The sequence below is a fragment of the Mesorhizobium sp. YR577 genome (assembly GCF_900116595.1).
In the GTDB taxonomy this organism is placed as follows: Bacteria; Pseudomonadota; Alphaproteobacteria; order Rhizobiales; family Rhizobiaceae; genus Mesorhizobium_M.
This window is the reverse complement of the sequence record NZ_FPBI01000009.1, coordinates 17,195-37,805: the sequence shown is the minus strand read 5'-3', so window position 1 is coordinate 37,805 and position 20,611 is coordinate 17,195. Positions and strand designations below refer to the sequence as shown.

General features: G+C 62.1%; 19 protein-coding genes. 10 read left to right on the top strand and 9 right to left on the bottom strand.

The genetic code is table 11. The features are described 5' to 3' along the window. Window positions 1-315 precede the first annotated feature (315 nt). From BM413_RS14400 to BM413_RS14385, 4 genes are all read right to left on the bottom strand, one after another. Complete coding sequence (locus BM413_RS14400; RefSeq protein ID WP_244537869.1) at window positions 316-1,677, bottom strand: virulence factor family protein; 1,362 nt, start codon at window positions 1,675-1,677, stop codon at window positions 316-318. Between the two features lie 138 nt (window positions 1,678-1,815). Then, entirely contained in the window at window positions 1,816-3,273 is a 1,458-nt protein-coding gene (gene hydA, locus BM413_RS14395; RefSeq protein ID WP_091914159.1) for a dihydropyrimidinase, read from the bottom strand. 290 nt (window positions 3,274-3,563) lie between these two features. Beyond that, a complete protein-coding gene (locus tag BM413_RS14390; RefSeq protein WP_091914157.1) occupies window positions 3,564-4,877 on the bottom strand; it encodes a glutamine synthetase family protein in 1,314 nt (437 codons plus the stop codon). Then, window positions 4,867-5,748, bottom strand: a complete 882-nt coding sequence (locus BM413_RS14385) for a MurR/RpiR family transcriptional regulator (RefSeq protein WP_091914155.1) — start codon at window positions 5,746-5,748, stop codon at window positions 4,867-4,869. The genes BM413_RS14390 and BM413_RS14385 overlap by 11 nt, the downstream gene beginning before the upstream one ends. Before the next feature lie 163 nt (window positions 5,749-5,911). On the opposite strand from BM413_RS14385, the gene BM413_RS14380 reads away from it, so the two are divergent. The 9 genes from BM413_RS14380 (at window position 5,912) to BM413_RS14340 (ending at window position 14,362) form a co-directional block, all read left to right on the top strand. Beyond that, complete coding sequence (locus BM413_RS14380; RefSeq protein WP_091914153.1) at window positions 5,912-6,712, top strand: N-formylglutamate amidohydrolase; 801 nt, start codon at window positions 5,912-5,914, stop codon at window positions 6,710-6,712. Continuing rightward, window positions 6,713-7,375, top strand: a complete 663-nt coding sequence (locus BM413_RS14375; protein WP_091914151.1) for a cysteine hydrolase family protein — start codon at window positions 6,713-6,715, stop codon at window positions 7,373-7,375. A gap of 155 nt (window positions 7,376-7,530) precedes the next feature. After that, window positions 7,531-8,706 carry an ABC transporter substrate-binding protein gene (locus BM413_RS14370; RefSeq protein WP_091914149.1) on the top strand — a complete coding sequence of 392 codons (1,176 nt, stop codon included), beginning with the start codon at window positions 7,531-7,533 and terminating at the stop codon, window positions 8,704-8,706. A gap of 51 nt (window positions 8,707-8,757) precedes the next feature. Next, window positions 8,758-9,492, top strand: coding sequence for an ABC transporter ATP-binding protein (locus tag BM413_RS14365; RefSeq protein WP_091914147.1), 735 nt, complete (start codon window positions 8,758-8,760; stop codon window positions 9,490-9,492). Next, window positions 9,485-10,192: an ABC transporter ATP-binding protein gene (locus BM413_RS14360; RefSeq protein ID WP_091914145.1), complete on the top strand. Its 708-nt coding sequence runs from the start codon at window positions 9,485-9,487 to the stop codon at window positions 10,190-10,192. Before BM413_RS14365 ends, BM413_RS14360 begins: the two co-directional genes overlap by 8 nt. Before the next feature lie 235 nt (window positions 10,193-10,427). Further along, window positions 10,428-11,318 carry a branched-chain amino acid ABC transporter permease gene (locus BM413_RS14355; protein ID WP_091914143.1) on the top strand — a complete coding sequence of 297 codons (891 nt, stop codon included), beginning with the start codon at window positions 10,428-10,430 and terminating at the stop codon, window positions 11,316-11,318. A gap of 7 nt (window positions 11,319-11,325) precedes the next feature. After that, entirely contained in the window at window positions 11,326-12,354 is a 1,029-nt protein-coding gene (locus BM413_RS14350) for a branched-chain amino acid ABC transporter permease (RefSeq protein ID WP_091914141.1), read from the top strand. Next, entirely contained in the window at window positions 12,351-13,019 is a 669-nt protein-coding gene (locus BM413_RS14345) for a cysteine hydrolase family protein (protein ID WP_091914140.1), read from the top strand. The genes BM413_RS14350 and BM413_RS14345 overlap by 4 nt, the downstream gene beginning before the upstream one ends. 26 nt (window positions 13,020-13,045) lie before the next feature. Next, window positions 13,046-14,362, top strand: coding sequence for an aspartate aminotransferase family protein (locus tag BM413_RS14340; RefSeq protein ID WP_091914138.1), 1,317 nt, complete (start codon window positions 13,046-13,048; stop codon window positions 14,360-14,362). Window positions 14,363-14,367: 5 nt separating this feature from the next. On the opposite strand, the gene BM413_RS14335 is transcribed toward BM413_RS14340, so the two are convergent. Beyond that, window positions 14,368-15,618: a D-amino acid dehydrogenase gene (locus BM413_RS14335; RefSeq protein ID WP_091914136.1), complete on the bottom strand. Its 1,251-nt coding sequence runs from the start codon at window positions 15,616-15,618 to the stop codon at window positions 14,368-14,370. Between the two features lie 207 nt (window positions 15,619-15,825). On the opposite strand from BM413_RS14335, the gene hemA reads away from it, so the two are divergent. Continuing rightward, window positions 15,826-17,103: a 5-aminolevulinate synthase gene (gene hemA, locus BM413_RS14330; RefSeq protein ID WP_091914565.1), complete on the top strand. Its 1,278-nt coding sequence runs from the start codon at window positions 15,826-15,828 to the stop codon at window positions 17,101-17,103. Between the two features lie 44 nt (window positions 17,104-17,147). On the opposite strand, the gene BM413_RS14325 is transcribed toward hemA, so the two are convergent. The 4 genes from BM413_RS14325 to mscL form a co-directional block, all read right to left on the bottom strand. After that, window positions 17,148-17,636 (bottom strand): molybdopterin-dependent oxidoreductase, encoded by a 489-nt coding sequence (locus tag BM413_RS14325; RefSeq protein ID WP_091914134.1) that lies wholly within the window; start codon window positions 17,634-17,636, stop codon window positions 17,148-17,150. Between the two features lie 87 nt (window positions 17,637-17,723). Next, entirely contained in the window at window positions 17,724-18,806 is a 1,083-nt protein-coding gene (locus BM413_RS14320; RefSeq protein ID WP_091914132.1) for a branched-chain amino acid aminotransferase, read from the bottom strand. Between the two features lie 82 nt (window positions 18,807-18,888). Further along, window positions 18,889-20,055: a pyridoxal phosphate-dependent aminotransferase gene (locus BM413_RS14315; RefSeq protein WP_091914130.1), complete on the bottom strand. Its 1,167-nt coding sequence runs from the start codon at window positions 20,053-20,055 to the stop codon at window positions 18,889-18,891. Window positions 20,056-20,167: 112 nt separating this feature from the next. After that, window positions 20,168-20,587, bottom strand: coding sequence for a large conductance mechanosensitive channel protein MscL (gene mscL, locus BM413_RS14310; protein ID WP_091914128.1), 420 nt, complete (start codon window positions 20,585-20,587; stop codon window positions 20,168-20,170). Window positions 20,588-20,611 lie beyond the last annotated feature (24 nt).

Genomic DNA, 20,611 nt, shown 5'->3' with positions numbered 1-20,611 from the left:
CGAGAGTTGATCCAAGCGCCGTGGCGTATTCCATGCTGGAATCGTCTATTCGACGTATCGACGATCAGGCTGGCCGTTCTCGCCGATTTCGGCTGCCGATGCATTCGATAGGGAAGACTTAGGGAGCAATCCCGCCACAATTTAGAGCTTTTGCGAACATTACGAAGATTTAATTCTTACGCATATTTTCACATACGCAAGAAAACATCGCCGCATCACAAATACAGTGCGACACGATGTTCATAATTGGCAGAGTTATTTTATTAACTTATTGTAATCTTCAGAATTACGACAATACTTCTCTATTGCATTTGATCATGGCGTCGTGTTCGCGGCCATGCCTGTACGCCGTATAAATCCATCTATGATCTTGTCGGCGAGGCCTGCGTAATCTCCGTCGAAGTGATGCCCGCCGGTAGTCTTGATGACCTCGACCGGGCCGCCTTCCAACTTCGGGCACGCCGTGTCGTCTTCATCTTCACCGTAGAAACACTGGACCAGCTTCGGATCGATCTTGCTGAGTTCCGGCAGGGTCGGCACAGAATCGGAATCAGAAGTGCCGAGCCAGCCTGCAACCGAAACCTCAAACGATGCGTCGGGAGAGAAGCCGAGCAGTGAAATCTGGCTGACGCGCTGCCTGTCCGCCTCATCCAGCACGTTGAAGGTCGCCGGAAGGACATCGGCGCCGAAGGAATAGCCGATCAGCAGAACGTGCTTGACCTTCCAGAGCGCGGTATATTTGTCCATCATCTGCTTCAGGTCCGCCGCCACATCCTTGGCGGGGCGCTCGGACCAGAAGTAGCGCAGCGAATCCACCCCGATTGTGGGGATGCCCTTTTCCTGAAGAATCCCGCCGATGGACTTGTCGAGATCGCGCCAGCCGCCATCACCGGAATAGACGATCGCCATCGTGTCGTGGACTGGCGTTGCCGGCAGTTCCACCAGCGGAATATCACTGGTGTCGTCCTGCGACTGGAGCACGGCGGTCATCGAATTCTCAAGTGCCGCCTGGGCCGGCGTCGTCGCATCGTTGATCTTGATGTCGAACCCCTGGCTGCGCAAATCCTCAATATGCGCGCGGCCGTCAGCGTTGGCCTGGGGCGTGAAGGTTACATCGATCGGATTGGGCATCTCGCCCTTTTCAAGATCGTAGACCGTGCCTTGCGGGGTGACTTTTTGCGCCGCGCCGCTGCACAAGGTCTTGTTCAGCGGGACGCTGGCGGTCGGATCGATGGCTACCGTGTGGCCGACGGTAGCCGCAGGCGTCTGCGCCGCAATTGCCATGACAAGGCCGCCACCCTCGCCTGCACCGGCGAGGATGGGCGGATTGTAGTTGGAGGAACCGGCCGAGCGCTGCATCTGCTGGCTGAGGTTCTCGATATCCGAGACCAGATAGGCGCAATCGTCCGGCACTTTGGCGATCGATTGGAGATATTGCGGAAGATCGACCCCGACGACGATTGCGCCATCGCCGGCCAATCGTGCTGAAAAGTCTTCGTCGGCGGCGGACCAGCCTTGCTTGTCGGAGAACAGGAAGACGGTGCTGCTCGGCGCTCCGTCCGGCATCAGGATATGCGGCGACGGGATCAGGCCGCTGTCGAACTGGTCAGCCGGGGCTGACCCTGCGATGGCCACAAGGCAAAGAGAAATCAGAGAAAATCCGACAAACCGCTTCACGACAAAACCCTTGGATGTCCGCCGTTCCCCACCTCCGAAACACGTTCCGGAGGTACAGCGCGGGCACCTTGATCCCTAAAAATGGCCGGGATTAAGGCGGGCCATTTCTCAAGGGTGGAAGCGACACGGCTCCGTCGGTCAGACCCCGATCGGCATATGCTCGGCCGAGCGGGTGACGGCGCGCGGGGCGGTGATTTCCTTCCACTTCGACAGCGCCTGGTTGACCGCCGGGAAGGCGCGACGCTTGACGAATTTGCCGCGGCCCGGCTGCGGCTGGTCGTTCTGGCCATGCGACCAGACGACATCGCCGCGCGACAGCGTGTAGCGCGGCAGGCCGTTGACCTTGAAGCCTTCGAAGACATTGTAGTCGATGATCGACTTCTGGTTTGCCGCCGAGATCGTCTTGGACAGTTTCGGGTCCCAGACCACGAGATCGGCATCCGAACCCGGCAGGATCGCACCCTTCTGCGGGTAGATGTTGAGGATCTGGGCGATGTTGGTCGAAGTGACGGCGACGAACTCGTTCATGGTCAGCCGACCGGTCTCCACGCCGCGCGCCCACAGCACCGACATGCGATCTTCGAGCCCGCCGGTGCCGTTCGGGATTTTGCGAAAATCGTCGAGGCCGAGCGTCTTCTGTTCGCTGGTGAAGGCGGCGTGGTCGGTCGCCACCACCTGCAGCGAGCCGGCGGCGAGACCCGCCCACAGGCTGTCCTGATTGAGCTTGTCGCGGAAGGGCGGCGACATCACGCGACGGGCGGCGTGCATCCAGTCAGGGTTCTGGTATTCGCGCTCGTCCAGCGTGAGGTGCTGGATCAGCGGCTCGCCATAGACGCGCATGCCCTTCTGGCGGGCGCGTCGGATCGCTTCATGGCTCTGCTCGCAGGAGACGTGGACGACATAGAGCGGCACGCCGGCTGCGTCCGCGATCATGATGGCGCGGTTGGTCGCCTCGCCCTCGACTTCCGGGGGACGCGAATAGGCATGGGCCTCCGGGCCGGGCATGCCGCTGTCCATATATTTCTGCTGTAAGGCGGCAACGATATCGCCGTTTTCGGCATGAACCAGCGGCAGCGCGCCGAGGGCGGCGCAGCGCTGGAAGGAGGCGAACATCTCGTCGTCATTCACCATCAGCGCGCCCTTGTAGGCCATGAAATGCTTGAAGGTGTTGATGCCGCGGTCGACGACCTTGGCCATGTCGGAGAAGTTCTGCTCCGACCAGTTGGTCACGCACATATGATAGGAATAGTCGGAGGATGCCTGACGCTGAGCCTTGCTCTCCCACTCCTCCAGCGCCTCCAGCATGCCGCCGGGTCCGGGGATGACGAAATCCACCACCATGGTAGTGCCGCCGGAAAGGGCTGCGAAGGTGCCGCTTTCCCAGGTTTCGGCAGCCGTCGTGCCCATGAAGGGCATTTCGAGATGGGTGTGCGGGTCGATGCCGCCGGGCAGGATATAAGCGCCTTCAGCGTCGATCACCGTGTCGCCGGAGAGATCCTTGCCGATCGCCGCGATGTGCTCGCCCTCGACCAGAATATCGGCCTCATAGGTCCTGTCGGCCGCAACGATGGTGCCGCCCTTGATCACTTTCGACATTGGAATCTCCTTCATGCTTGCCTGCCGGCAGTCGCTGCGTGTTCCCTCGCGGACTGCTCGATCTTCTTGTTTGATCCACCACACTGGCCGCCCCGACGCGCCTGGAACAGCGCCGTGGGCCAGAATTGATTGGGCCACCTTAATCGTTTTCGGGCGGCGGCAAAGCACCTTTCCACCAAACGAGGCGTTTGGTGGATGCGGTCTTGCCCGGCAGATGTAATCGAAGGCGTTTCAGGCGCAATCGCCGCCGGAATCGGACCGGCGGGCGATCGATCGAAGATGCAGGAAGGCTAGTACACTTCCTCGTAGGCCGCGCAGATTTCCTCCTGCGTCTTGCCTTTCAGGAAGCCAAGTTCGCCTTCCTTGTGCTTGACATAGACGTCGGCAAAACCTTGCGGGAACCAGCCGGTAACGACCGGATTGGCCTTGAAGCGGCGCAGCGCTTCTTCCAGCGTCTGCGGCAGGCGGACATAGCCGCGCTCGTTAAGTGTCTTGGCATCGAGCAGCGACAGATCTTCCTGTGTCGCTTCGGGAACCTCCAGTTCTTCCTCGATGCCCTGCACGCCGGCGTGAACCAACGCCGCAAGCTGCAGATAAGGGCTTGCCGTCGCATCAGCCGCGCGGAACTCGAAGTTGAACTGCGCCGCCTTGGCGATGTCGCTCAAATCGGACACCGGGCAGATGCGCACGGAGGCCTCGCGGTCGCGGAAGCCGAGATTGTTGAAGGCAGCGCTCCAGCGATGCGGCGTCAGCCGCAGGTAGGAAACCGCGCTCGGCGCGGTGATGGCGACGATGGAATCGAGATATTTCAGGACGCCGGCAACGAAATGGCCCGCCGTTTTCGAAAGCTCGTGCTTGCCGGCAGGATCGTAGGTCGCGGGCTTACCGTCCTCCGACAGGAAGCTCATATGGATATGAACGCCGTTGCCGATGCCTTTCGGGTCGCGGATCGGCGTGAAGGTGACTTCGTGGCCGAGGCGGTCGGCGACCGTCTGCACCATTTCGCGGGTGATCAGCGAGTGGTCGGCCACCGTCACGCCGCGCTGCGGGCCCATCGTGACCTCGTATTGAGCAGCACCGAATTCCTTCATGAAGGTGTCGGGCTGGACACCTGCCTCGCGCATCGCACCGACCAGCAGTTCGGCGAAATCGCGCTCGGCGCGGAAGCCGGCCATCGAGAAGGCATCGCCCATCGGGCTATGGCTGTTCTTGAACTGGAACTCATGCTCGAAAGCGCCGAACAGCGTCAGCCCTGTTGCCTTTTTCAGCCGCTCAAGTGCAGCGATCAGGATCGAGCGCGTGCAATATTCCCACGGCCTGCCGTCGGTGTGGCGGATGTTGCCGATGGCGAAATGCTCGACCGGCTCGCCCTCACCGAACTCGATACGGACGCGCGCATCGGCATCCGGGATCAGCACCAGATCGCCGAGCGAGCCGAACGGGCTCTCGGCGATGGCATCAAAGCAGGTGATCTGGACATTGGTCGGTGTCCAGCCGATGCCGCGCGCCAGCCGCTTGTCGAATTGCGAGGCCGGAAACGCCTTGCCCCGCACCTTGCCCGCCAGATCGCTGCAACAGGCGACGACCATTTCTTCACGTTTCATCGAATTCCCCATTCCGTTGTTCCTGCCCGGGAGCCGGCGGCGCCAGCCGCACGGCATCCCAGGCCTCGATACGTTCGCGTGTGGCGGTCCAGTCCGCCTCGGAAACCTTGACGATCAAGGCTTCGACAAAGGCGACGGCACTGACCACCGTGTCCCAGGCCGTGCCGACGCCGATCGGCAGGCCGACGACATGCGTGCTGTCGCGGGCGATCGGCGACATCCATTTGTCGGTAATCAGCACGATCGACGGTTTGCGCTTTTCGCGGATGATTTCGGCGAGCCGCGCAAGGTCCGGCTGATAGCGCCGGAAGTCGAACAGGATCACGACATCCTGCTTGCGCATGCGCAGGATGTATTCGGGCCATTGTTCGGAGCTGGCCGGCAGATGGTGGACCCGCTCGCGGATCTGGCGCAGATGCATCGACAGGAAGGCGGCGATGCTGTCGCTGATGCGCCCGCCGAGCAGGAAGATGTTGCGCGAAGGATCGGCGACCAACCCGCAGATCGCATCGAACTGCTCCGCCGAGACGCTTGCCGACATTTCCTGCATGAGATGCCCGACGCGATTGGCATAGTCGCCCAGGAAGTCTCCGGCCCGGGCCGGGCTTTCGACCGTCTTCAGGTCGAGCGGCGAACGGCGGCTTTCCTTCAGCTCGCCGATCAGCTGGCGCTGGAACTCCTGATAGCCGCCATAGCCGACCTTGCTGACGAAGCGTGTGATCGACGGCGCGCTGACACCGGTGCGCTCGGCCAGTTCCTGGATCGTCTGCAGCCCGGCGAAGGGATAATCGGCCAGAATGGCATTGGCGAGCTTGCGCTCGCTGGCGGTCAGCGTCGGCGCGGCCTGCATGATCGTGGTGCGGACTGTCATCTAGCCTGAAAGGTCCATAAACCGCCCGAGAGCGTTGCTGACGTTCATTATTCACAGTGAAAAAAATTAGTCAAACAAACAAATAACATTGACTATGACTGAAAAATTTCTTCCACTGTGCCGGTAATGGGCTGCCTATGGCCCGCCGAAATAGCCTGAGGCGATGTTGCAGAACGCACAGCAAGAAACAACGGTTCTGACCGGAAACGATCCGGACCCGGTCGAGGCGATCAACCTCGCCGGCAATTCGCCGTTTCTGTTGACCTGCGAACATGCCGGCCGAGCCGTACCGCAGGTGCTGGGCGATCTCGGCGTGGACGCTGCCGAGATGGATCGCCATATCGCCTATGATGTCGGCGCGGAGGCGCTTTCGCGCGGCCTGTCCGCGCTGCTCGACGCGCCGCTTATCATGCAGCGCTACAGCCGGCTGGTGGTCGACTGCAACCGTCCCTTCGAAGCCAAGGACTGCTTCCCCGAAATCAGCGACGGGACGGCCGTGCCGGTCAACCGATCGCTTTCGGAAGGCGAGCGCCGCCAGCGTTTCAACGAAATTCACCAGCCTTTCCACGGCGCCGTCAGCGCGTTTCTGGATCAGCGCAAGGCAGCCGGAAAGCCGGCGATCCTGATCTCGGTTCACAGCTTCACGCCATGCCTGGCCGGCAAGGAACGGCCCTGGCTGGTCGGGCTTCTGGCCAATCGCGACCGGCGTGTCGCCGACGCGTTCATGGCGGCCTTCACTGAGGCTAATCCTGGCATAAGCATCGCCCACAACGAGCCCTATACGGTTGACGATTTGTCGGACTACACCGTCCCGGTTCATGGCGAGGCGCGGGGCATTCCCCACCTTCTCCTGGAAATACGAAATGATCAGATCGCCCAGCCTGACGGCCAGGTCAGGTGGGCACGGCTTGTGGCGGACGCACTGATGGGTGCCGTCGCCCTTATGAACGAGAAAGGCAACTAGATGGCCGCCGACTTTCCAACCACCCGCGATCTTCCGCTCGAGCCGAATGCGTCGGCGATCCTGTTCATCGACGTGCAGAACTTCTGCGTCCGACGCGATGGCGGCGAGTTCAAGGATGTGCCGGACGCCGACATCACCGGCAAATACGCCTATTACTTCGACCGCATCAAGACGACCGCCGTGCCCAACATGCAGAAGCTGCAGGCAGCCTTCCGCAATGCTGGCATCGAGGTGCTCTACACCACCATCGAGAGCCTGACCAAGGATGGGCGCGACCGCAGCCTCGACTATAAGATCACCGGTTTCAACGTGCCGAAGGGCTCCGACGACGGCAAGGTCATCGACGAGATCGCGCCGGGCGACGACGAGATCGTGTTGCCGAAAAGCTCGTCCAGCGTCTTCGTGTCGACCCATATCGACTATCTCCTGCGCAATCTCGGCGTGAAGCAGCTCGTCATGTGCGGCCTGCTCACCGACCAGTGCGTGGAATCGGCGGTGCGTGATGCCTGCGACCTCGGCTACCTCGTGACGCTCGTGCCCGACGCCTGCGGAACCTACAGCCAGGAACGCCACGACAATTCGCTGCGGACGATCAAAGGCTATTGCCGGCAGATCGATACAGACGCGCTGATCGCCGAAATCTCGGCGTCGAAAAAAGCATAGACCGCGATGCCGCGGCGGGTTCGTGGATTGAGGTTCGAGAGGAAATAAACTTTACTGATAGTGACTTCAGCATACAGGGCCGAAAAGACAGAAAACAGCGGGAAAACCCGCACCGGCCCTTTGAAATAACCAAACAAAAACAGGGGAATGCACCTATGAAAACGTCAAGAAACACTCTTTTAGGTACAGCAGCAGCACTGCTGCTGCTCGGCTCGGCGGCGCACGCCGCAGACGACAAGATCATCATCGGCGGTGCGATGTCGCTGACCGGCGTGCAGGCGCCGCTCGACACGCCCGGCGTCAAGGGCGCGGAAGTCGCCGTCAAATATCTCAACGACAATGGCGGCGTGCTCGGCAAGCAGATCGAATTCATCAACATCGACGGCAAGTCCGACCCGGTGACGGTTGGCAATGTCGCGGTCGAGCTGATCGACAAGGGCGCGCAGCTGATCATGGCGCCATGCGATTTCGACTTCGGCAGCCCGGCCGGCCGTGAAGCACAGGAAGCCGGCATCGTCGGCATCTCGACCTGCGCTTCCGACCCGCTCTACTCGTCGTGGTCGCTCGGCGACAAGCAGTTCACCCTGTCGATGTGGAATACGACGATGGGCGCAGTGGCAGCCGATTTCGCCGCCAAGGAGAAGGGCTGGAAGACGGCCTATGTCGTCACCGACCAATTCATCGCCTACACCAAGTCGCTGTCGAAATATTTCGTCGAGCAGTTCAAGGCCGATGGCGGCGAAGTGATCCTCGAAGACACCTACACCAACGGCGACAACAACTTTTCGGCCCAGATCGCCCGCCTCCAGGCGCTCGGCAAGAAGCCCGACGTGATCTTCCTGTCCTCATACGGCCAGGACATCGGCGCGATCATCCGCGCGCTGCGCGAAGTCGGATATGATGCCCCCGTGCTCGGCGGAGACGCTTATGACGATCCGGCGATGCACGAGGCACTCGGCGAGAAGTTCGGCAACAATGTCTACTTCGTGACCCACACCTGGATGGGGCCGGAAGCACATCCCGACATGCCGAAATTCATCGACCTCTACACCAAGATGCATGGGGCAGCACCCGACACCTCCTTCGTCTCGACCGGCTGGGACACGATCATGCTGATGGCCGACGCGATCAAGGCTGCGGGCAGCACCGACGGTGCGGCTGTCGCCAAGGCGCTCGAAGACGGCCAGTTCAAGCTCCTGACCGGCGATCTCGACTACGGCACGGCCGAGGAAGGCCATGTGCCGAACAAGGCTGCCGTTGTCCTGGAACTCAAGGGCGGCAAGCCGACCTTCGTCGGCTGGCGCAAGCCCGAGAGCATTCCCGCTCCCTGACATCTCAGGCGCCGGGGCCTTGTGCCCCGGTCCCTCCCAATGGGGCAGTCCATGTCTGACAAATCGCTCAACGCGGCTGGCGTATCGGTCGAGTTTTCCGGCCTTCGCGCGCTCGACAATGTCTCGCTGACGCTGTCGCCGGCCGAGATCGTCGGCCTGATCGGACCGAACGGGTCCGGCAAGACCACGCTGATCAACGCCATCACCGGGCAGGTGCCGCTCGCCGGCGGTCGCGTGACCATAGGCGACGACCAGATTTCGGGGCTTTCGCCGCGCAAGATCGCCTTGAAAGGCATCAACCGGTCGTTCCAGATCGTGCGCCTGTTCAACAACATGACCGTTGTCGAAAATGTCGAAAGCTCGGCGCTTGCCCACGGTGTCAGCCTGCGCAAGGCGCGCGAAAAGGCGAATACGCTGCTTGCCGAGTTTTCGCTTTCGGAAAAAGCCGAGGATCTTGCCGGCAATCTCAGCTATGGCGACAAGCGCCGCGTCGAGATCGCCCGTGCGCTGGCTGCCGACCCGGCCTTCCTGCTGCTGGACGAGCCGGCAGCCGGCATGAACGAGGCCGAATCCGAAACGCTCCTGCACATCCTGTCCGAACTGCCGCGCACGCGCGGGCTCGGCCTGCTGATCATCGACCACGACATGGGCCTGATCATGCGGCTCTGCAACCGGCTGCATGTGCTGGCTTCGGGCCGCACCATCGCCGAAGGCAAGGCGGATGAAGTCCGCAAGAACCCGGCGGTGATCGAAGCCTATCTCGGCTCGGAGGCCGCCCATGCTTGAGGTCAACGATCTCGAAGTGCGCTACGGCGCGATCCGCGCCGTGCGCGGCGTCTCGCTGAAGGCCGACAAGGGTGAACTCGTCGCCATTCTTGGCGCCAACGGCGCCGGCAAGTCATCGACGCTGATGTGCATCGCCGGCGCGCTGAAGGCTGCCGGCGGCTCGATCCGGCTCGACGGGCAAGACGTGACATCCGCCAACCCCGAAAAGATGGTGCGGGCGGGCGTCGCCACCGTGCCCGAAACGCGCGACGTGTTTCCCGACCTGACGGTCACCGAAAACCTGACGCTCGGCAGCTATACCCGGCGCAGCGACCGCGCGGGTGTCACTGAAGATCGCGAGCGGATGCTGGCGCTGTTCCCGCGCCTTGCCGAGCGCGCCGCGCAGCCCGCCGGCACGCTTTCAGGCGGCGAACAGCAGATGCTGGTGATTGCGCGCGCAATGATGTCGCGGCCCAAGGTGCTGCTGCTCGACGAGCCGTCGCTGGGGCTTGCACCTGTCATCGTCGACCAGATTTTCGAGATGATCCGCACCCTCAAGCAATCGGGCCTGACCATCGTGCTCGTCGAACAGAATGCCCGCAAGGCGCTGTCGGTGGCCGACCGCGCCTATGTGATGCGGCTCGGCAAGATCGCCGCATCGGGAACCGCCGCCGAAATCGGCGCGCAAACGGATCTCTCAGCGCTGTATTTGGGGGCGTGAGTTTCGATATGGCTTCTGTCTCCCTCGCCGTCCTTGTACCCCCACCCCTAACCCCTCCCCACAAGGGGGAGGGGAACTATGCCGCTGCTTTCTGGGCGCAAACTTTGGAAGGTTGGCTCGCAATGGCACCAGCTCAGAATCCCCCTCCCCCTTGTGGGGAGGGGCTAGGGGTGGGGGTAGCTTCATATGCGGCTGCACTGCCTTTTGGCTGTCACTCGAACAGGCGGCTCTCCAGATGACCTTCGCAGTTCAATTCCTCATCGACGTGCTCAGCCTTGGCGGCGCCTACGCGCTGATGGCGCTCGGCCTCGTCATCGTCTACGGCATCCTCAAGCTGGTGAACTTTGCCTACGGCGAGCTCATCATGGTAGCCGGCTATGCGATGTTCCTGATGGGCGGCTCCGGCCTGCCATGGCTGGTCATGGCGGGGGTTGCAGTCATCATGGCCGTGATCGCCGGCATCGCCACCGACTATGTCGCCTTCCGCCCGGTTCGGGCAAAGTCGGTGACGGCGGTTCTGATCACCTCCTTCGCCTTCTCGACGCTGTTGCAGAATGCGGCGCTGCTGTTCATTTCGCCGCGCCCGCGCCCGGTGCCTCTGCCGGACATCTTCTCGCAGACGGTGACGATCTTCGGCGCGATCACGCCGGTGCGAAACCTCATCACCATAGTCGCGGCAATCGTGCTTCTGGCGCTGTTTGCCTGGCTGATGCGCCGCACCGTGCTCGGCATCGCCATGCGTGCAGCGGCCACCAACTTCACCATGGCGCGGATGCTCGGCGTGCCGGCAAACCTGATCATAACCTCGGCTTTCGCCATCAGCGGCTTCCTGGCTGGCGTCGTTGGGCTGCTGTGGATCGGCCGCATCGGCACCGTGGTTCCGGGCATCGGGCTGGAGCCGCTGCTGGTCGCCTTCATCGCTACGGTCATCGGCGGCATGCGCTCGATGACGGGCGCGGTGATCGGCGGCTTCCTGCTTGCCCTCATCGATACGACGCTGAACTACACGCTGTCGCAGGAGCTGCTGAAGTTCCGCGACGCCTTCACCTTCAGCCTCGTCATCCTGATCCTGTTGTGGCGGCCGGATGGCCTCATCAAGGGCCCGGCCTCGGGCCAGCGGACGTGAGGACATCATGAAGCGCCATCTTCTCACCGTAGCGATCCTCGGCGGCCTCATCGTCCTGCTGGTGCTGCTCAATCAATGGCTGGGCATCCGGCTCTACGACCGCATCGCCACCAATCTGTGTATCTCGCTGGTGCTGGTGCTGGGCTTGCAGGTGTTCATGGGCAATTCCGGCATCCTGTCTTTTGCCCATATGGGTTTCATGGGCGTCGGCGCCTACACGTCGGCCGTGCTGACCATACCGGCGCAGATGAAGGGCATGGCCCTGCCCGACCTTTATCCCTTCCTCCAGACCGTGCAGGTATCGCCCTATCTCGCCATCGCCGCAGGCGGCATCGTCGCGGCTTTGGTTGCCGCCGCTCTGTCCTATCCGCTGATGCGGCTGTCGGATGCCGCAGCCGTCATCACCTCGTTTGCGCTGCTGGTCGTGCTCTACACGGTGATGACGCATTGGAGCCAGGTGACCAACGGGCCGCGCACGCTGTTTGGCCTGCCCAAAGCGACCGACCTGCCGCTGGCTGCGGGTGTCGCGATACTCGCCTTGATCGCCGCACTCGTTTTCAAGGAATCGCGCACCGGTCGTCTGCTGCGCGCAAGCCGCGACGACGAGACGGCTGCGGCGGCGTTAGGCGCTCATATACCGAGCCTGCGCTGGCGCGCCTTCATTCTGGCAGCACTTTTTGCCGGCGTCGGTGGTGCGCTGTGGGGCCACTTCATCACCTCGTTTTCGCCAAAGGCCTTCTATCTCAAGGAAACATTCCTGATCCTCAGCATGCTGGTGATCGGCGGCGCGAATACGGTCACCGGGGCGATCGTCGGCACTTTCATCGTCACCATCGCCTATGAGAGCCTGCGCGGCTTCGAGGGCGTGCTGAACGAAGCCAAGATCATGTCGAACCCGGTCGTCGGGCTTACCGAAATCGTGCTGGCGCTGGCGATGATCGCGGTGCTGGCGTTGCGGCCCGGCGGCCTGTTCCCGACCCGCGAAATCGGCGCGCTGTTCGGGCGCAAGAAGACCAGACAGGAGAATGCAGGATGAGCTGGAAAACCGCCTACCGTTCCTTCTACTACGCCAATGCCGAGGAGCCGGCGGATATCAAACTCGATCCGCAGACGACCGCACTTCTCGTCATCGACATCCAGAACACCTATCTCGAGGACAAGGACACGCCGGAGGAAACCGCGCGCTGGCAGCCCTTCTACAGCCGCATGCGCGACACGGTCATTCCCAACACGGCCAAACTGATCGCCGAATGCCGTGCACGCGGCGTCGAGGTTATCTATGCCCGTATCGCCTGCCTGAAGAATGATGGCCGCGATCGCTCGCTCAGCCAGAAGAAGCCCGGCTTCAACTATCTGCTTCTGCCGAAGGATCGCGAGGATGGCCAGATCGTGCCGGAACTCGCGCCGCTGGCAGACGAGATCACCATCATCAAGACCACCGACAGCGCGCTGACCGGCACCAATCTGCGGCTGATCCTGCACAATATGGGCATCAAGGACGTCATCTGCGCCGGCATCTTCACCGACCAGTGCGTGTCATCCACCGTGCGCAGCCTGGCGGATGAAAGTTTCGGCGTGGTCGTCGTCGACGACTGCTCGGCAGCGGCGACGATGGAACTGCACCGGCGCGAGCTGGAGATCATCAACATGATTTATTGCCATGTCGTGCAGCTTGATGAGGCGGTGGGGTTCTTCAACTAAAATCGAGGCAACGAGGGAAGCCATCCATGGCAAGCCTTTACCAGCGCGACGCCGCCGCGATCTCAAAAATGTCCTTCCTGCGCTTCTTCCCGCAGGCGGTGGTTGGCGGTGATGGCGCCTACCTCATCGGCGATGACGGGCGCCGGCTTCTCGACCTCTCCGCGTCCTGGGGAACCGCCGGTCTCGGCCATTCGCACCCAGCGGTAAGCGAGGCGGTCAACAAAGCGCTGGAAAACCAGGCCGGAGCCAGCCTGCTTTCCACGGCAAACCTGCCCTCGGTCGAACTCGCCGAGAAACTTCTGTCGATCGTGCCGAAGCGCGCCGCCGGCCGCGTATGGCTCGGCCATTCCGGCTCGGACGCCAACGAGACGGTCGCACGCGCGGTGATCGCCGCGACCGGCAGGCCGCGCATCATCGCCTTCAACGGCGCCTATCATGGCGGCACGTCAGGCTCGATGGCGATCTCGGGTCATCCGGCACAGCAGGGCGTCGCCAAGGCCGCAGGGCTGACGCTGATCCCCTACCCCAATGCCTATCGCGACGGCGGCGAGGAACAGGCCGAAGCCAGCGCCATCGACCATCTCGAAAAGCTGTTCGCCGGGCCGGTGCCGCCAAGCGAAGTCGCCGCACTGTTCATCGAGCCGATCCAGTCGGATGGCGGCATGGTGGTGCCGCCGCCGAACTATTTCAAGAAAGTCGAGGCGCTCTGCCGCCAGCACGGCATCCTGCTCGTCTGCGACGAGGTCAAGGTCGGGCTTGGGCGCAGCGGGCGCCTGCACTGTTTCGAGCATTTCGGCATCGAGCCGGACATCGTCGTCTTCGGCAAGGGGCTCGGCGGCGGCCTGCCCATCTCGGCAGCGGTCGGACCCACCGAGATCATGAACCACAGCGCCGCCTTCTCATTCCAAACGGTGCACGGCAATCCCGTCTGCGCGGCAGCGGCTCTCGCCGTGCTGGAGACCATCGAGCGCGATAATCTCGCGGCCAATGCGGCCGAGGTTGGACAGCATCTGATGGACGGGCTGGAACGCCTGAAGCAGAAACACAGTCTCATCGGCGACATACGCGGGCGCGGGCTTGCCATCGGCGTCGAGCTGGTCACCGACCGCATGAGCAAGACGCCGGCCAAGCGCGAAACGGCGCTGACCGTCTACCGTGCCTTCGAGCTTGGCCTCGTGCTCTATTATGTCGGCGTCAGCTCGAATATTCTGGAGTTTACGCCGCCGCTGACGCTGACAAAGGCGGAAGCGGACAGCGGCCTCGACATGCTCGACCGGGCGCTTTCCGATGTTAGCGATGGCCGCGTCGACCCAGCCGTTCTTGCGGCTTTCGAGGGCTGGTAAGCCCTTTATGCTACCGGCAAAAGCCCCTGCGGATCGATGTCCGGCTTCCGTCCGGCAACGATATCGGACAGGAATTTCCCGGAGCCGCAGGCCAGGGTCCAGCCGAGATGGCCGTGGCCGGTGTCGAAATAGAGATTGCCGTAGCGGGTCTTGCCGATGACCGGCACCGAGTTCGGCATCATCGGGCGCAGGCCGGCCCAGCATTCGGCCTTGCTCTCATCGATCGCGCCGGGAAACAGCTCGCGCGCGGTGCGGAACATGCGCTCGAAATCGGCCGGCTTGTGGCTGCGGTCGAAACCGGCGAACTCGGCTGTCGAGGCAAGCCGGATGCGATTGCCGAGCCGGGTAAAGACGACATAGCGCTCCTCATCAACGCTGCCCATGGTCGGCCCGTTGTCCGGGTCTTTCAGTTCCATGGTCGCCGTATAGCCCTTCACCGGGTAGATCGGCAGGTCGAGCCCAAGCGTGCGGGCAAAGACGCCGCTTTCCGGGCCCATGGAGAGAACCGCCGCGTCGCAAGGGATCGAACCCTTGGCGGTCTTCACGGCGCTGACGCGATCGCCGGAGAATTCCAATCCCGCGACGCTGGTGTCATAGAGGAACTTCGCGCCGTGCCGTTCGCTGGCGTAGTCGGCGAGCCGCGTCGTGAACAGCCGCGAATCGCCGGTCTGGTCCATCGGCGAATAGATGCCGCCGGCGATCCTGTCGCCGGAATTCGCCAGACCCGGTTCGATCTCGAACAGGCGCTTGCGATCCACCACTTCGATCTCGAGGCCCCGTTCGCCGATATAACTGAAGTGCTCCACACCCCCGTCGAGCCCTTGCTGCGAACGGTAGAAATAGACGATGCCCTTGCGGCGCTCGTCGAAATCGATGCCGGTTTCCGAGGAGATTTCGTTGATGCATTCGCGCGAATAAAGCGCCAGCCTGAGCTTCACGTTGGTATTGGCATTGGCCCGCGCTTGCGTGCATTGCTGGAGGAACCGCCAGGTCCAGGACAGAAAGGCTGGATCGAGGCTCGGGCGGATCTTTATGCCCAGCTCCGGCTTGTAGAGCGATTTCAGGAACGTTTTGAGCGCTCCGGGTGAGGCCCAGGCATAGGCGTCTCCGGGCGACACGAAGCCGGCATTGCTGTAACTGGTGCCGTTGGCGGGGGCCGGATGGCGCTCGACAACGGTCACTTCATGGCCGTCGCGGGCGAGATAATAGGCCGCAGCCGTGCCGACCACGCCCGCGCCAAGAACCACGATCTTCATGCCATTCCTCATTGCCCAAGACGGCCGCCGAATAGCAGTTATCGGAAATTTGGGCAAAAACCACGACGCACGTGATCCAGATCACGGTCTGTACCCAGATAAGAGGGCATATTGCACCAAAGACGGCGTGGCATTTTGCCCGCATCCATGGAATGGACTGAAAAGCGGGCTGTGATTATGATCCCCATCAAAAATCGGGATGCAGAAATGAACTACCAGCGATTTTTCGAGGAAGCGATCGACCAGATCCATGCCGAACGACGCTATCGCGTCTTCGCCGATCTGGAGCGCATCGCCGGTTCGTTCCCCAAGGCCATCTGGCGGTCGAACGGTGAAGCCCAGGAAATCACCGTCTGGTGCTCCAACGATTATCTCGGCATGGGCCAGCACCCCGACGTCATCGGCGCCTTCCAGAATACTGCCGGCAAGATGGGCTCGGGCGCAGGTGGTACGCGCAACATTTCCGGCACCAACCATCCGCTGGTCGAGCTTGAGCTAGAGCTCGCCGACCTGCATGGCAAGGAAGCAGCACTCGTCTTCACGTCGGGCTTCGTCTCCAACGAGGCTTCGATCTCGACCATCGCGCGGTTGCTGCCCAACTGCCTGATCCTCTCGGACGAACTCAACCACGCCTCGATGATCGAGGGCGTGCGCCGCTCGGGTGCGGAGAAGAAGATCTTCCGCCACAATGATGTCGCGCATCTCGAAAGCCTGCTGCAGGCAGCCGGCCGCGAGCGCGCCAAGCTGATCGTCTTCGAATCCGTCTATTCGATGGATGGCGATATCGCGCCGATCAAGGAGATCGCCGACCTCGCCGAGAAATACAACGCCATGACCTATATCGACGAGGTCCATGCCGTGGGCATGTACGGTCCGCGCGGCGGCGGCATCACCGAGCGCGAAGGTCTGGCGGACCGCATCGATATCATCGAAGGCACGCTTGCCAAGGCATTCGGCACGCTCGGCGGCTATATAACGGGCACGAAATCGGTGATCGACGCCGTGCGCTCATTTGCGCCGGGCTTCATCTTCACCACCGCGCTGCCGCCGGCGATCGCCGCAGCCGCCACGACCTCGATCCGCCACCTCAAGACTTCGCAGGCAGAACGCGACGCCCAGCAGCGTCAGGCTGCGCGCGCCAAGGAAGTTTTCGCTTCCGTCGGCCTGCCGGTGATGCCGTCGGAAACGCACATCGTGCCGGTTCTGGTCGGCGATCCCGAGCTCTGCAAGATGGCCACCGACCGCCTGCTCGGCGTCCATGGCATCTACATCCAGCCGATCAACTACCCGACCGTGCCGCGCGGCACGGAGCGCCTTCGCATCACGCCGACGCCGTTCCATACGGATGCGCTGATCGATGTTCTCAAGGACGCGCTGGTCGAAACCTGGGACGCGCTTGGCATTCCCTACAACACCGAAGGCAAGCCGGCGGTGGCCAAGTCCGACCGGATCATCCCGCTGCTGGTTCCTAAATCCGGCGGCTGACAGACATCCGCCACTGTTAATGCCGGGCCAAGCTGCCCGGCTGCCTATTTGATCTCGATCGACACCACGCCCTTGACGCTTCTGGCGCCACGGGCGTCATTCGGCACGACCAGCCGGAAACCTTCATCCTGCAGCGATTTGCCGTCCCGCTCGGTGGCGAGCAGAATGGCGCGGTTGCCGAAGTCCGGCGCGATCTCGCCGATCGAAAAGGCTATTCTGTAGCCGTCGCTGGCCGTCACCAGAAATGTGTGCGCCAGGTCTTCGTGATGGTCGCCGGCGAGCTTGGCCAGCCCCTTCTCCTGAAGCACCGGCCACAGCAGAACGCCCTTGTACCGTCCCGTCTCCATGCCTTTCTTGGTCATGAAGGAGACTTCCATTTCCGTCGTTGGAAACTTGGCGAGATCGGCCGCAGTCAGCGTGCCGGCCTCTACGCCGACGCCGGAAAGCGCGATTCCGGCCATGTCTCTGGCCGTCGCCACGAGAGGAATGGCCAGCAGCGCGAATACAGCCAGAAGGATGCGGACGGTTCTCATCGGTTCAGCTCCGTAATACTCAACGAGATATTACGGAGCCTGCCGTGAAAGGCAATCCCGGCAGAAGGTCTGTCGGGATGCGAGGTGTCAGACCAGATGCACCCAGCCGTGCTTGTCGGCGACGGTACCGCGCTGGATACCTACCAGTTCGCTGCGCAGCTTGGCGGTCACTTCGCCGTCGCCGCTGTTGCCGATCGCAAAGGAACCATCCTTGAACCGCACGGAGCCGATGCCGGCCACGACCGCGGCGGTGCCGCAGGCGAATGCCTCGCGCAGCCTGCCGCTTTCGGCATCCTTGCGCCATTGATCGAAGGAATAGGGTTTTTCGTCGATGCGCAGACCGGCCTCCTGGGCCAGCTTGAGGATAGAAGCGCGCGTGATGCCGGGCAGGATGGTTCCGCCGAGCGGCGGCGTGACCAGGCTGCCATCATCCATGACGAAGCAGACATTCATGCCGCCAAGTTCTTCAACCCAGCGATGCTCGGCAGCGTCGAGGAAGACAACCTGGTCGCAGTCGTGCTTGGTTGCCTCGGCCTGGGCGATCAGGCTGGCGGCGTAGTTGCCGCCGCACTTGGCAGCACCGGTGCCGCCGGGAGCCGCACGCGTGTAATCGTCCGAAACCCAGACGGTCACGGCCTTGTAGCCGCCCTTGAAATAGGCCCCGACCGGCGAAGCGATGACGCAGAAGATGTATTCCGATGCCGGGCGCACGCCGAGAAACGCCTCGCTGGCGAACATGAATGGCCGGATATAGAGGCTGCCATCGCCTTCCGGAATCCAGTCGGCGTCAGTGCGCACCAGCGTCTCGACGGCTTCGATGAACAGCTCTTCCGGCACAGTCGGCATCGCCATCCTGTCGGCCGACATTGCAAGGCGCCGTGCATTCTCTTCCGGGCGAAACAGCGCGATGCCGTCCTTGGTCCGGTAGGCCTTCATGCCTTCGAAGATTTCCTGCGCGTAGTGCAGCACGGCAGACGCGGGGTCGATGGAGAAAGGCGCACGCGCCTTGATCTCGGCGTCGTGCCAGCCGCGCTCGGCGTTCCACGTCATCGTTACCATATGGTCGCTGAAGACCTTGCCGAAGCCGGGATTTTGCATCAATGCCGCGCGCGCCTCGGGCGAGGTCGGCGAAGCGTGTGGAATGTGTTTTATCTGCAGTTTGCCTGTCATCGAATTTACTTTCCCGGTCTCCCCGAAACTGGAGACCTGCATAGTCTACTGCAGCGCTTGACTGCAACAGCGCAAAACCAAATTACCGCTGCGACATCCAGCCTGCCAACCGGGTTGCCGCTTCTTCCAATTGGTCCAGACGGCGATGGAAGCACAGCCGGAAGAACGCCTCGCCACCCTCACCGAAGGCCGTCCCCGGTGCCAGACCGACATTGGCCTTGTCGATGATCTCGAAAGCCGCGCTGCGCGAGTCGCTGATGCCGTCGACCGAAAAGAACAGGTAGAAGGCGCCCTGCGGCGCGCTGATGCGCGCGCGACCGGTTTCGCCGAGAATGCCGCAGACGATATCGCGCGCCTGCCTTGCCCGCTCGATCTGCGATTTCAGGAATTCGTCGCCATGTTCGAGTGCGGCTATCGCGCCGCGCTGCATGAATTGCGCAACGCCGGAGGTCGAATACTGGATCAGATTCTCGAAGGTCTGCTGCAGCGAAGGATGGATGCGCAGCCAGCCGATACGCCAGCCGGTCATCGCCCAGTTCTTGGAGAATGTGTTGACGAACAGGATGCGGTCCTCGTCATCCATGATGTCCATGAAGGACGGCGCACGGTCGCCACCATAGTAGAACAGCGTGTAAATCTCGTCGGCGATGATCCAGAGCCCATGCCGGCGGGCGAGATCGAGAATGGCCTTCAGCGTTTCCTGATCAGCTGTCCAGCCGGTCGGATTAGACGGGCTGTTGAGGAAGATCGCCTTGGTACGCGGCGTAACCGCAGCCTCTATCTTGGCGACATCGCATACCCAGCCATTGTCCGACTGGTCGAGGCGAACCGCCACCGGCTTTGCCCCGGCAATGCCGGCGGCACCCGGAAAATTCGGCCAGGCCGGCGTCAGGTAGATGACCTCGTCGCTGGCTCCGGCCGTCGCCTGCAGGGCAAGCTGGATCGCCTGCATGCCGCCGCCGGTGACCATAAATTCCTCGTCGGCGAAATGCCTGCCGAAATGACGCTCGTGGTAACGAGCAAGAGCGCTGCGCAGGTCCGGTATGCCGCGCTGCCATGTATAGAAGGTTTCACCGGCGGCAAGGCTGCGGGTCGCCGCGTCGGATATGAAAGACGGCGTCGGCAGGTCGCCCTCGCCCGCCCACAGCGGAATGAGGCCCTCGCGCACGCGGCCATAGTTGGCGACTTCGACGATGCCGCTTTCGGGCGCAAGCCGGGCTTCTGCGCGAAGGTTGTCTATCAGGGTCATGATGAATCCAGATGGAAGGTTTGGAAGATAGCTAGCGCGTTTTCATGCCGTCGAAAACAGAAAACCCCGGCTGCGGAAGCCAGGGTTTTCCTAAAGCGGTTGAAATAAACGGCTACTTCTTCGCCAGAAGATCGCGAATTTCGGTCAGCAGCGCAACGTCCGCGGGAGGAGCGGCAGGAGCCACCGGCTTTTCCGCGATGACACGACGGCGCATGTTGTTCACCGCCTTGACCATCAGGAAGATGATCCAGGCAAGAATGATGAAGTTCAGTACGACGGTGATGAAGCTGCCATATGCAAGGACGGCGCCTTGCGCCTTCGCAGCGTCGAGTGACGGTGCCGTAACGGCCGAAGACAAGGGTAAAAAGTAGTTGTTGAAATCGAGGCCGCCAAAGATCGCGCCGACGATCGGCATGATGACGTCGTTGACCAGCGAGTCGACGATCTTTCCGAAAGCCGCGCCGATGATGACACCGACCGCGAGGTCCATGACATTACCTTTGGAGATAAACTCCTGGAATTCCTTAAGCATAGAACCCTCTCCTTTGATGACGGC